Annotated in this window: 13 protein-coding genes; 9 read left to right on the top strand and 4 right to left on the bottom strand. The window is 51.4% G+C overall.

Annotated features, from left to right (window positions below):
• Positions 1-7 precede the first annotated feature (7 nt).
• From QWY20_RS03690 to ttcA, 6 genes are all read left to right on the top strand, one after another.
• Positions 8-2,389, top strand: coding sequence for a heavy metal translocating P-type ATPase (locus QWY20_RS03690; protein WP_330127689.1), 2,382 nt, complete (start codon positions 8-10; stop codon positions 2,387-2,389).
• A complete protein-coding gene (gene ccoS / locus QWY20_RS03685) occupies positions 2,386-2,601 on the top strand; it encodes a cbb3-type cytochrome oxidase assembly protein CcoS (RefSeq protein ID WP_330127688.1) in 216 nt (71 codons plus the stop codon). The genes QWY20_RS03690 and ccoS overlap by 4 nt, the downstream gene beginning before the upstream one ends.
• Positions 2,588-3,265 carry a sulfite exporter TauE/SafE family protein gene (locus QWY20_RS03680; protein ID WP_330127687.1) on the top strand — a complete coding sequence of 226 codons (678 nt, stop codon included), beginning with the start codon at positions 2,588-2,590 and terminating at the stop codon, positions 3,263-3,265. The genes ccoS and QWY20_RS03680 overlap by 14 nt, the downstream gene beginning before the upstream one ends.
• A 35-nt stretch (positions 3,266-3,300) precedes the next feature.
• Entirely contained in the window at positions 3,301-4,017 is a 717-nt protein-coding gene (gene fnr / locus QWY20_RS03675; protein WP_330127686.1) for a fumarate/nitrate reduction transcriptional regulator Fnr, read from the top strand.
• Positions 4,018-4,153: 136 nt separating this feature from the next.
• Positions 4,154-5,083: a universal stress protein UspE gene (gene uspE / locus QWY20_RS03670; protein WP_330127685.1), complete on the top strand. Its 930-nt coding sequence runs from the start codon at positions 4,154-4,156 to the stop codon at positions 5,081-5,083.
• A 77-nt stretch (positions 5,084-5,160) separates the two neighbouring features.
• Positions 5,161-6,081: a tRNA 2-thiocytidine(32) synthetase TtcA gene (ttcA, locus tag QWY20_RS03665; protein WP_330127684.1), complete on the top strand. Its 921-nt coding sequence runs from the start codon at positions 5,161-5,163 to the stop codon at positions 6,079-6,081.
• 76 nt (positions 6,082-6,157) lie between these two features.
• On the opposite strand, the gene QWY20_RS03660 is transcribed toward ttcA, so the two are convergent.
• Positions 6,158-7,063 carry a glucosaminidase domain-containing protein gene (locus tag QWY20_RS03660; RefSeq protein ID WP_330127683.1) on the bottom strand — a complete coding sequence of 302 codons (906 nt, stop codon included), beginning with the start codon at positions 7,061-7,063 and terminating at the stop codon, positions 6,158-6,160.
• Positions 7,064-7,343: 280 nt separating this feature from the next.
• Between QWY20_RS03660 and QWY20_RS03655 the strand changes: the two genes are divergently transcribed.
• The 3 genes from QWY20_RS03655 (at position 7,344) to QWY20_RS03645 (ending at position 10,687) form a co-directional block, all read left to right on the top strand.
• Complete coding sequence (locus QWY20_RS03655; protein ID WP_330127682.1) at positions 7,344-7,964, top strand: hypothetical protein; 621 nt, start codon at positions 7,344-7,346, stop codon at positions 7,962-7,964.
• A 108-nt stretch (positions 7,965-8,072) separates the two neighbouring features.
• Entirely contained in the window at positions 8,073-9,287 is a 1,215-nt protein-coding gene (locus QWY20_RS03650; RefSeq protein ID WP_330127681.1) for a pyridoxal phosphate-dependent aminotransferase, read from the top strand.
• A gap of 8 nt (positions 9,288-9,295) precedes the next feature.
• Positions 9,296-10,687 carry an alanine/glycine:cation symporter family protein gene (locus QWY20_RS03645; protein WP_330127680.1) on the top strand — a complete coding sequence of 464 codons (1,392 nt, stop codon included), beginning with the start codon at positions 9,296-9,298 and terminating at the stop codon, positions 10,685-10,687.
• A gap of 7 nt (positions 10,688-10,694) precedes the next feature.
• Here QWY20_RS03645 and phnE read toward each other — a convergent pair whose 3' ends face one another.
• The 3 genes from phnE to QWY20_RS03630 are packed head-to-tail and all read right to left on the bottom strand — an operon-like array spanning position 10,695 to position 13,465.
• Positions 10,695-11,756 (bottom strand): phosphonate ABC transporter, permease protein PhnE, encoded by a 1,062-nt coding sequence (phnE, locus tag QWY20_RS03640; protein ID WP_245785775.1) that lies wholly within the window; start codon positions 11,754-11,756, stop codon positions 10,695-10,697.
• Positions 11,757-11,767: 11 nt separating this feature from the next.
• Positions 11,768-12,532 carry a phosphonate ABC transporter ATP-binding protein gene (phnC, locus tag QWY20_RS03635; protein WP_330127679.1) on the bottom strand — a complete coding sequence of 255 codons (765 nt, stop codon included), beginning with the start codon at positions 12,530-12,532 and terminating at the stop codon, positions 11,768-11,770.
• Between the two features lie 9 nt (positions 12,533-12,541).
• Positions 12,542-13,465, bottom strand: a complete 924-nt coding sequence (locus tag QWY20_RS03630) for a phosphate/phosphite/phosphonate ABC transporter substrate-binding protein (protein ID WP_330127678.1) — start codon at positions 13,463-13,465, stop codon at positions 12,542-12,544.
• Positions 13,466-13,529 lie beyond the last annotated feature (64 nt).

The raw sequence follows: 13,529 nt of genomic DNA, 5'->3' as shown, positions 1-13,529 counted from the left end.
GCGATTTATGTCCGCAGAACGCTGTTTTCATTGCCATGAGCCGGTGCTGACCGGCCAGCAATTTGTGCTGGAGTTTGAACAGCAGCCACGCACTTTCTGCTGTCTTGGCTGTCAGGCCGTAGCAGAGACCATCATTCAGCAAGGGCTTAGCGATTATTACCGCTTTCGCACCGAGCCCGCCACCAAGGCCGATGCCATGCCGGCCGATTTGGCTGCAGAGCTGGCCAGCTTTGACAGCCCGGATGTGCTGGCTGATTTGGCCAGCCAGCAGGGTGAGCGCAGTAAAATCGAGCTATCCATCAGCGGCATTAGCTGCGCCGCCTGCGCCTGGCTGATTGAGCGGCGTGTAAAACAGCTCACTGGCCTGGTCAGTATCCGGGTGAACTCCGGCACCCAGCGGGCTCAGATCGAATGGCTGCCAGAACAGCTGAAATTAAGCCGTATTTTGCAGGAAATCAGCAAGCTGGGTTATCAGGCCAGTCCTTTTGCCGCGGATCAGGAAGAAAAAGTACACAAAGCTGAGCTTGGCCGCTACTTAAAGCGGCTGGCCGTATCGGGTATCTTGTCAATGCAGGTGATGATGCTGGCTGTTGCGCTGTATTTTGGCGAGTGGACCGGCATCGACCCTGAGCATCAGGATTACCTGCGCTGGATCAGCATGCTGCTCACCACACCGGTCGCCTTTTATGCTGCCCTGCCCTTTGTGACCAGTGCCTGGCGTAGTATTGTCAACCGCAAAATGAACATGGATGTGCCGGTCAGTCTGGCCATCTACTACACCTACTTTGCCTCCGCTTATGCCACGGTGACCGAAACCGGTGAAGTGTATTTTGAGTCGGTCTGCATGTTTGTATTCTTTTTGCAGCTGGGCAAATTTTTTGAATACCGGGCCCGGGCCAGAGCCAGGGATGCCACCAGCAACCTGCTGAAGATTATGCCGGTAACCGCCACCCAACTGATCGACGGCCAGCCGCAAAGCACTTCGGCCAGACGGCTGCAACCTGGCGATCTCATTTTGGTCAAAGCCGGTGAAACCCTGCCCGCCGATGGCGATGTTATTGATGGCAACAGCAGCGTGGATGAGTCCATGCTGACCGGTGAGTACCAGCCGATTGCCAAAACGGTGGGCAGTGCGGTACTGGCCGGCAGTGTCAATCATGACGGGGTGTTGCAGGTGAGAGTAAGTCAGCCGCTGGCATTGTCCCGGCTGGGTCAGATCATAGCGCTGCAACAGGATACGCTGAATCAAAAACCGAAGCTGGCGGAGAAAACCGATGAGCTGGCGCAGTATTTTGTCGAGCGCTTGCTGCTGATTGCATTGGCCACCTTTTTAGTCTGGTTTTTCTGGATTGATGCCAGTCGCGCTTTTTGGGTTACCTTATCTGTACTGGTGGCTACCTGCCCCTGCGCGCTGGCACTGGCCACCCCAACCGCCATTACCTGCTCATTGGCGCGTTTAAACCGCAAACACATTTTGATTAAAAACAACCAGGTGCTGGACAGGCTGCCGGATATTCAACAGATAGTGTTTGATAAAACCGGCACCCTCACCCAGGGCCGCTTTAGTGTGCATCAGGTGCAGCTGCTGGATGAAAATCACAACAAAGCCAGCTTACTGAATTTAATCGCGAATATTGAGCGCCATTCAGAGCACCCGATTGGCAAGGCCTTTCAGCCCTATTTGCAACAGGAACTGGAACTCAGCGAGGTAGAAATCAGCATAGGTGCCGGCATTTCGGCGCTGTGGCAGGGCCAGCATGTGCAGGTAGGCAATGCTGCCTTCTGCCAGGCCGAGGCTATCCCTGGCGCCATGGTCTACCTGAGCGTTGACCACAAAGTTCTGGCTGCTATCGAATTGCAGGACGATCTGCGACCGGAAGTTCCTGCTTTGCTGCAAGCACTCAAAGCCAGAGGCTATCAACTGGGGTTATTGACCGGTGACAGCTCCAGTCAGGCGGAGCGGGTAGCAGAACAGCTTGGTTTTGACTGGCTGGAAAAAGGCTGCAGCCCCGAGCAAAAAGTTGCGGTGATCCAGCAACTGACCGCACAGCAACAAAAAGTCATGATGGTCGGTGATGGCATCAACGACAGCGCCTGCTTTCATGCGGCGGATGTCTCTGTTACCCTGCAAGGAAGCACCGATTTGGCCAAAAATCAGGCCGATGTGCTGATTCTACGCAATGACTTGAGCCTGTTAACCACCCTGCTGGCGGGAGGCGATTTAGCCGCCCGTACCATCAAACAAAATCTGGCCTGGTCAGTTGGTTACAATGTGATCATCATTCCATTGGCGGTGGTGGGCCTGGTCTCTCCCTACATCGCTGTGCTTGGCATGTCATTTAGCTCCTTGTTGGTGGTATCCAACTCTCTGAGGTTACTTAAATCATGAGCGTGATTTATGTGTTAATTCCCATTGCAGTGCTGTTTGTGATGATAGGCCTGGCAATTTTTTTCTGGGCGGTCAAAAGCAAACAGTTCGAAGATCTGGATAAAGAAGGCTTTAGCATTTTATTTGATGATGAGCCCAAATCCCCCGCCGATCCCAGCGTAACCGATCAGGCCAGCCAGCAGCACAATCGCAGTGACGATGAACCCCGCTGATCTGAGTGCAGCCCTGCTGATAGGGCTGATTGGCAGCAGTCACTGCCTGGTGATGTGTGGTGGCATTGTCGCAGCCTTGCAACTGTCGATGCCGGAGATGTCGGGCCCTCGCCGCTTTGCCTACCAACTGTTACTTAGCCTCGGCCGCTTAAGCAGTTATGCTTTTTTCGGTGCTGTGGTCGGCTACTTTGGCGTTGTTGCCATGCAACTAAGTGGCGCTTCGATGGTGTGGCTGCGTTTGCTGGCGGGTCTGCTGTTAATTGCTATGGCGCTCTATATTGCCAGGCTGTCGACAGTTTTAATTTATCTGGAGCGGTTAGGTCAAGGCATTTGGCGGCGGGTTCAGCCAATCAGCAGCAAGCTGATGCCCCTAAATAGCCCCTATAAAGCCTTTGGCTATGGCCTCTGTTGGGGCTGGTTGCCCTGCGGCTTGGTCTACAGCACCTTAAGCTGGAGTCTGGCCAGTGGCAGTGCTGCTGCTGGCGCTGGTATTATGCTGGCTTTTGGCCTTGGCACCCTGCCTGCCATTTTGCTGACTGCAACCCTGGCTGCTCGCCTGAACCAGTTAAAGCAACAGAGCTGGTTTCGTAATGGTACCGCTATCCTGCTCGGTAGTTACGGTTTTTATACGGTTTATCTTGCCTTGGCGCGGCTAGTTTCTTAAGCTATCACCAATATTGCGACAACTATGGATGTCTTATGGCGCACTCGTCAATCAACTGTCAGGATTGTGGCTTCAGTCAGCTTTGTTTACCCTTTACGCTGAATGACAACGAATTGGATACACTGGATGACATCATTCAGCGTAAAAAGCCGCTGCATAAGGGCGACTACCTTTTTGAAGCTGGCCGACCGTTTCAGGCGCTGTATGCCATTCGTACCGGCTCCTTTAAAACCTTTACCCTGACTGAGCAAGGCGAAGAGCAAATCACCGGCTTTCATTTGCCGGGCGATGTGCTTGGCTTTGAAGCAATCAATACCCAACAGCATGTCAGTTATGGCCAGGCGCTGGAAACAGCCATGGTGTGTGAAATTCCTTACCATAACCTGGAGCAATTGCTGGGTGAGCTGCCCAAGTTGCGGCAACAAATGATGCGCTTGATGAGTCAGGATATTTCTGCTGATCAACAGCTGATGCTGCTGCTGAACCGGAAAAATGCCGAAGAAAAGCTGGCAGCATTTTTAACCAATCTGGCGCAGCGCTTTCAGAGCCGGGGCTTCTCCGGTAAAGAGTTCCGTCTGACCATGACCCGCGGTGAAATTGGCAACTACCTCGGATTGACGGTTGAAACCATCAGCCGGTTGCTGGGCCGCTTTCACAAAGAAGAGCTGATCCACGTAGACGGTAAGTTTATCACCATTACCAATGCCAAAGGGCTGGCCGGCCTTGGTGGCATGGCTGCCATAGCCAGTTAACAGCTCCCGCAGAAACGGCGCCCCGCCGTTTCTCTTTTTTTGCTTTCTGTTTGATACAACGCATGTTTTGAGTTCGGCATTGCTCTGATTTTTGTCTACACTGATAGGTAGGCAATGCACCCAAAGGAGCAATACTGTGTCCAAACCTCAACACATCATGGTGGTGATCGATCCCACCACGGAGCAACAAAAAGCCCTGCACCGAGCTGTAGAATACGCCCGTTATCAAGACTGCAGCCTGACGGCTTTTTTATCCATTTACGATTTTTCCTACGAGATGACCACCATGTTGTCTGGCGAAGAGCGCGAGTCGATGCGTCAGGCCGTAATTAAAGATCGTGAGCTGTGGATCAGCGAATTGGTTGCCCCTTACCGCGACAAAGGACTGGTGGTTGATATTCATGTTGAATGGCACAACCGCCCCTTTGAAGCCATGGTCAAAGCCGTGTTGGAAGAAGGCTACGACATGGTGTTCAAAGGCACTCATGACCATGATGTACTCAAATCGATGATCTTCACCCCAACCGACTGGCATCTGTTGCGTAAGTGCCCCTGCCCGGTGTTGCTGGTAAAAGATCATGATTGGCCTGAGGGCGGCAATGTACTGGTTGCGGTCAATGCCGGCAGCGAGCAGGATTACCACAAATCGTTGAATAGCCGCCTGATCAATAAAGCCAAAGCAGTGGCCGGTATGCTGTCTGCCCAGGTCCATCTGGTCAATGCTTACCCCGGAACACCAGTCAACATAGCCATAGAAATTCCGGAGTTTAATCCGGAGGAATACAACAGCACTATGAAGCGCCATCATGTGGATGCCGTTAAAGAGCTGGCACGCCAGCATGGCATTGATGATGAACGTACTCATGTACTGGAAGGTATGCCGGAAGATGTGATCCCGAAAGTGGCACGGGAGCTCGATGCGGAAATGGTACTGATTGGTACCATAGGCCGTACCGGCTTCTCAGCGGCTATTATCGGCAATACCGCTGAGCATGTGATTGACCGGCTGGATTGCGATGTTCTGGCCGTCAAGCCCGCAGACTTTGTCAGCCCGTTGGAGAAATAGCATTTAGCCAGCCCTGCTACTATGGAAACGGCGCCAATTCCGCTATACTGAGCGCCGTTTTTTCCCAGGGTGGTGTTATGTCGCATTCTGCTCAAGCCAAAGTACAGTACAGCCTTAATAAGCTGCACAAAAAACTCCGTCGCGGTGTCGGCCAGGCCATTGCTGACTTCAATATGATTGAAGCCGGCGATAAAGTCATGGTGTGTTTATCCGGTGGCAAAGACAGCTATACCTTGCTGGATATTCTGCTGAATCTGCAGCTGTCGGCTCCCATTGATTTTTCCATTGTGGCGGTCAATCTGGATCAAAAGCAGCCAGGCTTCCCAGCCGAAGTGTTGCCGGGGTATCTTAGCCAAATCGGTGTTGACTTTAAAATTGTCACCGAAGACACCTACGCTATTGTGAAAGAAAAAATTCCGGAAGGCAAAACCACCTGCTCATTGTGCTCACGACTGCGTCGCGGCATCTTGTACCGCACTGCCAAAGAGCTGGGAGCGACCAAAATTGCCCTCGGCCATCATCGCGATGACATGCTGGAAACGCTGTTTTTGAATATGTTTTACGGCGGAAAAATGAAATCCATGCCACCGAAGCTGCTCAGTGATAATGGAGAACACATGGTGATCCGGCCACTGGCCTATTGCCGGGAAAAAGACATTGTCCGTTATGCTGAAGCCAAAGCCTTTCCGATTATTCCCTGCAACCTGTGCGGTTCGCAAGATGGTCTGCAGCGCCAGGTGGTAAAAGACATGCTGCAAGACTGGGACAAACGTTTCCCTGGTCGCATCGAGACCATGTTTCAGGCGCTGCAAAACGTGGTGCCTTCACATTTGGCTGATAACGAGCTGTTTGATTTTAAGCAGCTGTCAAAAGCTGATGCCAGCTACGCCATCGATACGGCTTTTGATCCAGTCACCTTGCCTACTCTGCCTCTGATGGTTGACGAGGATGAAAGCACTGACGCAGCAAATAATGTACAGATCGTGCAGTTAAACTAGGCCCCCGCGGAGCTAGCGACAACTGCAGCCACAAAAAAAGCCAGCTTTTGCTGGCTTTTTCATGCTGAAACGCTGTTTAGCAAGACGGTGTAATCGCCACCACTTGCTGCACTTCCTGCATAATAGGGCAATTAAAACGAATCATGCCACTGATTTCAGCGATGTAATCTTCACCGCGCTCAGAATAACGCAACAGGCCTCGCGCTAAGTCTTCACCCCGTACGGGTTTATTCCGACTGCGTAACTCTGCCCGAATCTCACGCAGCTCTTCATAGCTGTGAAAGGTATTCAGGTTGTAAAAGTAACTGCGAATACTGGCAGCGGCGGTCTCAAAACGAGCTACCTCATGAAACTGATCTTCACCACGGTATAAAGGCACCAGGCCACACCCTTCCCGAAAGCACCACTGACCAAAGAAGTTGAGCCCTTCGACCGCAAAGCGGCTGGTACCCCAGGCCGACTCATTGGCTGCCTGCATCAGCACCAATGAAGCCGGTAGTATATCTACCCGCTTTAACAACTCGTTGAAACTGTCGTCATCTGTGTGGGCCACATCCATCCGAAACTCATCGTACAAGGCATATAAAAATGCATAGTCCTGTACAGTCAGTGGCTGATTTCTTTCAAAGTGGGCCTGCATCTCCAGCAGCTGCTTGCGCAAGGCCCGTAACCGGTTATTTTCACGGGCGACATGAGGGCCTAAAAAGGCAAAAAACGCCTGCTTTTTTTCATTGATATCAGCAATGGCATCAAAATCTGGCAAGGGCTTTTTTGCCGGTGCCGGTGTTGGGTAAGCCAGCCGCTTACGTACCTGTTCGGAGCGGACATAGCTCATCACATCCGTGCGCAGTGGATGCTCCAGCGGCTCAAGCCAAACCACCGGTTCTTCTTCAGGCTCGACAGTATCGATAAAAGGAAAATAAAGCGCATACAGCACCAAAGCTGTCACTGCCATCAGTAATGGGTACTTCAACAATCGCATCTATCACCTTTTTGCAGCTTCACAATCATCGCTGTTGCTTATCAGGACCAACTTGTCAGTCTGGCCCTTTTGCTTTACTTTAAAGCATCAACAGCACTCTTGTGGTTTATTTTACCCTGAATTCATCAAATGCACGAACTATTCTGTACACTTGATGCACAGTTTTCAGCCTTAAATTGCACTACATTGTTGATAAAAAACAAAAAAATATTATTGGTACAATTTGTGCTTAATAGCTATAAATCCATGCTTTTTAGCACTGTAACCAAAGGGAATCATCATGAAAAGATTGCTGTTTATCGCCTTTCTGTTGTTTTTTACACTGCCATTATCGGCACTTGCCGATGAAAAGCAGCTTGCACTTGAACTGGATGCATCAGCTCTGAACCAACTGATGGTAGAGGTTGGGGTTGGCCAGATCCAAATTGAAACTGCCGATACGGATCGGATTACACTCAAAGTGACTGTCCGCGGCGAAAAGCGCTGGTGGTTTTTCAGCCATAAGGTCGGCGATGTTGAGCTCAAACAACAGCTGGCGAATGGGCAATTGCAGCTCAGTATCCCCAAAGACAACACTAAGCAGCATTGGCAATTAACAGTGCCGGCCAGTTTGGCTGTAAAAGCAGAACTGGGTGTCGGCCAGTTTTATGCCAACCATATCCGCAGCAGTTACGAGGTAGATGTCGGTGTTGGCCAGATCAGCAGCAGCTTGAATGCCGAGCAGTTTCAGCGTATTGAGCTATCGGCTGGTGTCGGTAATGTCAACCTGCATAATGCTCCGAGCAGCTTTAAAACCGATCGCCATCTGGTGGGTGGCAGTCTGGAATGGAGCGGCCCTGGCAGCACCACCTTCAAGGCCAATGTCGGCGTGGGCGACATCAGCTTGACCCATCAGAACTAAAAAATTTTCTGCATTCCAGCCAAAAGCCTTGCTTTTGGCTTTCTTTTGCAGCGTTACTTCAGGTAGTATCTGGCTATCCAGACGTATAAAAACTGAAGCAAAAAGTCTATGAAGCTTATTCAGCGTTCCAGCAAACTCGAAGGTGTTTGCTACGATATCCGTGGCCCGGTGGCGCAGGAAGCCAAACGGATGGAAGAAGAGGGCCACCGTATTTTAAAGCTCAATATCGGCAACCCCGCTCCTTTTGGCTTTGAAGCCCCGGATGAAATCTTAAAGCACGTCATCCACAACCTGCCAACCGCTCAGGGCTACTCCGACTCTCAGGGGATCTATCCGGCCCGGGTGGCGGTGGCTCAGTACTATCAACAACGTGGTATTCGCGGTGCCGATGCCGATGATGTGTTTATTGGCAATGGCGTGTCAGAACTTATCCTGATGGCACTGCAGGGGTTACTGAATAACGACGATGAGGTCTTGATCCCCTCGCCCGATTACCCACTCTGGACTGCGGCGGTGAATTTAGCCGGTGGCAAAGCCCGGCATTATCGCTGCGATGAGCAACAGGATTGGGCGCCGGATCTGGATGACTTGCGCAGCAAAATCAGCAAAAAAACCAAAGCGCTGGTGCTGATTAACCCAAACAACCCCACCGGAGCGGTTTATTCAAACGAAGTGCTGCTGGCCTTGCTGGAAATTGCCCGTCAGCACCAGCTGGTGGTGCTTAGCGACGAAATCTACGACAAAATTCTGTACGATGGCACCGAACATACCAGTACCGCTTCTTTATGTGATGATTTGTTGCTACTGACCTTTGGCGGTTTATCAAAAAACTACCGCATCGCCGGCTTTCGGGTCGGCTGGCTTTTTATCTCTGGCGCCAAGCGGCAGGCGCAGCACTATGTTGATGGCCTGCGTATTCTGGCTTCAATGCGTCTATGCGCCAATGTGCCCTGCCAGCATGCGGTGCAAACCGCTTTGGGCGGCTACCAGAGTATTTTTGAGCTGACCGCCCCCGGCGGCCGTTTGTACGAACAGATGGATGCGGCCTGGCAGCAGGTCAATCAAATACCGGGGTTAAGCTGCACCCGTCCCAAAGGGGCCATGTACCTGTTCCCGAAGATTGATCGCAGCAAAATCAAAGTCAAAGACGATGAGTTGATGGTGCTGGATTTTCTAAGACAGCACAAAGTATTGCTGGTGCATGGCCGGGCTTTTAACTGGCCGGAGCCGGATCATTTCCGTATTGTGTTTTTGCCGCATAAAGAGCAGCTGGAGCAGGCGATTCATCGTTTGCAGCAGTTTTTAGCCAGCTACCAACAATAAGGTTTCTCATGAGTACTGAACCAGGCTTTCGCTACGCCTTTGAATGGTTTACCAACCAGTTATCGTCCATCGTGTTTTATGCCATTCCGGTTGGCGGCGCCGAACTGCCGATTGTGGTGGTCTGGCTGATGGCTGGCGCTTTGTTCAGTACTTTTTATCTGGGTTTTATCAATGTGCGCGGTTTTGGCCATGCCCTCAAAGTGGTGTCTGGCCGATACAAAGACCCACGCCAGCAAGGTGATATCACCCCGTTTCAGGCCCTATCCACCGCTTTATCGGGTACCGTTGGCACCGGCAATATTGCCGGTGTGGCCGTGGCCATTACGTTGGGAGGTCCAGGCGCCACCTTTTGGATGATCCTGGCTGGCTTGCTGGGGATGTCGCTGAAATTTGTCGAATGTACCCTTGCCGTTAAATACCGCCATCAGGCCGCCGATGGCAGCTACTCCGGCGGCCCCATGTACTACATTGAAGTGGCGCTTAGCAAATTTAAGCTGCCACGCCTTGGCAAAGCCCTGGCGATTTTCTTTGCCATGGCCTGTGTCTTTGGCTCGGCCGGTTTTGTCCATGTCAATCAGGGCTATGCCCAGGTCAAAGGCGTAACGGGCTTTGACAATGCCTGGCTGTTTGGTGCTATCTACGCCCTGCTGGTGGCGGTGGTGATCATTGGTGGTATCAAAAGCATTGCCAATGTTACCAGCCGGCTAGTACCCCTGATGTGCGCTATCTATCTGCTGGCGGCGCTGGTGATTATTGGCAGCCACCTGGATGCCGTGCCCGCGGCTCTGATGACCATCGTCTATGGCGCCTTTGCCCCTGAAGCCGCCTATGGTGGCTTTATTGGGGTGCTTATTCAGGGATTTCGCCGGGCTGCCTACTCCAACGAAGCAGGGATTGGCTCTTCACCGATTGCCCATGCAGCAGCACAAACCAGGCACCCGGTGTCACAAGGCTTTGTCGCCCTGCTCGAACCCTTTATCGATACAGTGGTGATTTGCACCATCACTGCTCTGGTGATCATTTTAACCGGTGCTTACCTCGGCAGTGATCTGGATGGCGTGCGCCTTACTTCCAGTGCTTTTGCCAGCGTATTTGACTGGTTTCCACTGGTGCTGATGGTCGCACTGCTGCTGTTTGGCTTTTCCACCGTCATCAGCTGGTCTTACTACGGCCTGAAGTCCTGGAGTTATATCTTTGGTGAAACCAACCGGGTACAAACGCTATTTAAAGTGCTGTTTTGCCTGGTGGTCTCCATTGGCGCCGTGCCCAATATCCTGGCAGTGTTTGATTTTATCGACTCGATGATTTTCCTGATGGCGGTACCGAACATTCTGGCCATTTACCTGCTGATGCCCGAGGTAAAGCGCGACTTAAAGGAGTACTTGCGACAACTGAAATAATTCAGGCTCACTTTAAGTGAGCCCGGATTTTGGCCGATGCATAGTCCATCAGCCAGACAATGGCCGCAATCACAATCACCAACATGCCGACATCATTCCAGCGGGCCAGGCCCTGATACTGCATCAGCATGGTGCCGATGCCGCCGCCCCCAACCAAACCAATCACCGTCGCCATCCTGACATTAATATCCCAACGATAAATGGTATAAGACAAATACGGCAGCACAATTTGTGGCACCACACCGTACCAAATGATTTGGATCGGATGAGCTCCAGTCGCCGTCATAGCTTCAACCGGCCCATCCTGAATGGCTTCAATTTGTTCCGAATACAACTTAGTCAAAGAAGCAACCGAGTGCAGAAACAGAGCCAACATGCCTGAAAATGGCCCTATGCCCACCCACACTGAAAAAATAATAGCCCACACCAGCGGCTCGATAGAGCGGGTGAGATTCATTAGAAAGCGCAGTACTGCATAAATAGCAAAGCTTAAAGCCGAGTGTTTCATTAAGTTACGGGCGGCAAAAAAAGCCAGCACAAAGGCGACAGGAATAGCCAGAGCAGTGGCAATAAAAGCCATATACACCGTTTCAACAGCCGCAAACAGCGCCTCTTCAAGAATCGCAAAATTTGGGTTTAATAAGGCTGTAAAAATGCGTTGGGCACCAGCCAGGCCAGAGTCTGAAAAAAATTCCCGCATCGAAACCTGGGATACCTGCAAACCGGCAATAAAGGTCAACAACAGAAATAGCAGACCAAGCCGAACTGAAGCCGCACGAAATAAAGAGCGTCCTTCTTCAAAAGCAATCAGACCATAGCAAGCCTTGCCGACAGAGGCTTTGGTATAGCTCAACACGCTGGCTATCAGACCACCCAATAAGAGTGAATACAGTGGCTCAGACCAGGAAAAGTCGATATGGCGCAAGTCAAGCCACCAACTTTGATAACCTAGTTTGTAAAGCACCAGGAAGCTGTAGCTCCATAACAGCACATCAATGCACCAGGCTTTAATGCTGGCCTGGTAACGTTTGACCGGCATGGTCTGGGCCAATTGTTGTTCAGTGCTCATTGTATTATCCATCAGTTGATACTCACTTCGACGGCTTCTTCGCCATAAATGGTTTTAAACCATTGCTCATCGATATCTTCCGGCGCGCCCTGATACACTATCTTGCCATCTTTGAGCGCCAGCACCCGGCTGGCATAGGTGCGAACCAGGGATAAAAAATGCAGATTGCAAATCACCGTGACACCAAGCTCTCGATTGATTTTTTGCAGGTACTTCATTACCGAGTGGGAGGTAGACGGATCCAGACTAGCCACCGGCTCATCGGCCAACAGAATTTTCGGATTCTGCATCAATGCTCTGGCGATAGCGACGCGCTGCTGCTGCCCACCCGATAAATTGTCTGCCCGCACATAGGCTTTATGCTCCAACCCGACAATACGTAAATAAGCCAGGGCTTGCTGCTGTTGCTTTTTGCTGTACAGCCCCAATAAGGACTTCCAAATGGGGGTGGAAGCCAGGGCTCCGGCCAACACATTGGTCAGTACGCTTTTACGAGGGATTAAATTAAACTGCTGAAAGATCATGCCTATGCGACTTCGCTGCTGACGTAAAGCCCGGCCATGCAACTGATCCAGGCGTTGTTGTTCGAAGTGAATGGCACCACTACTGATCGGATGCAGTTGATTAATGCAGCGCAGCAAGGTGGATTTTCCAGAGCCGGATAAGCCAATCACCACCAGAAACTCCCCTTCTTCGACACTGAAATTAATCTGACTCAGGGCCTGCGTGCCATTCGGATAGGTTTTGCAAAGATTTTCGCCACGAAGTAATGTCATGCCTGGCTCCTAAAGCAGTAGTCGGTTGGTATCAAGCTCAATGGCTCGGATCATCTCTCTGAGCGGATCGTAATCGGCATCCGAGGCATCCACTAAGCCCTCGACACTGTAGATATTGCGAAAGATGTCCTGCCCCTCGTCGCTGGCCAGAAACTTCTTAACTGCCGAAATAAAACGATCGCGGATCTCATCCGGTAAGTCTTTGCGAAAGACAAAGGGATCATTGGGGATTTTTTCAGTGACCGCTAAAATCCGTACCTGCTGCTCGACATCGGGAAATTGTGTCAGTACCCGCTGGCGTGCATCACGGATACTGCCATCAGCAGCCGGTGCCGAGTAATAGGCTGAGCCAGCATCTACCTGGCCCTGGTACACCATGGTAATTACGTTGTCGTGCTTCATGGCAAAAGTTTCATTGCCCAAACGGATGCCGGCATCACGCAGCATTTTTAATGGGAAGAAGTAGCCGGAGGTGGAAGCCGGGTCGGTGAAAGCAAAGCGTCTGCCCTCCAAATCGGCCAGCGTCTCAATGCCACTGTCGGCCCGCACCACAATTTGCCCCTGATAATAATCAACCCCATGGCGGATCATTTTCAAATGCGCTCTGGCACCATAGCGCTCATTAGCCATCAGGTAACCAAAGGAATTCATGGCACCGATATCAGCCCGGCCAGATCCAAATGCTTCCACCACAGCAATGTAGCTGGTTGGAATGCCTGTGACATAATAATCACCGGTTTCTTGCTCCAGAAAGCGGATAAACTCCCGTGAATTGCTGGCAATCGTATCCGCATCGACCGATGGGGTGAAATACAACCGAACCGGGTTATCCCGGCTGCCCAGCTCTCCCTTCGGCTGGCAGCCTGCCAGCAGCAGCATGGTACTTAACCAGAACAATGAAGATACCATCCTGACTTTGAGCCCAGATCTCATTCAATTCATCCCTTATTTATCCGTTTCGGGCACTGTTGTAACAAGCGAATATGACCTGAAGATG

It is taken from the genome of Alkalimonas cellulosilytica, from assembly GCF_036325985.1.
GTDB classification, from domain to species: Bacteria; Pseudomonadota; Gammaproteobacteria; order Enterobacterales; family Alteromonadaceae; genus Alkalimonas; species Alkalimonas cellulosilytica.
Note: the sequence above shows the minus strand (reverse complement) of the source record. Positions and strands in the feature narration are given on the sequence as shown.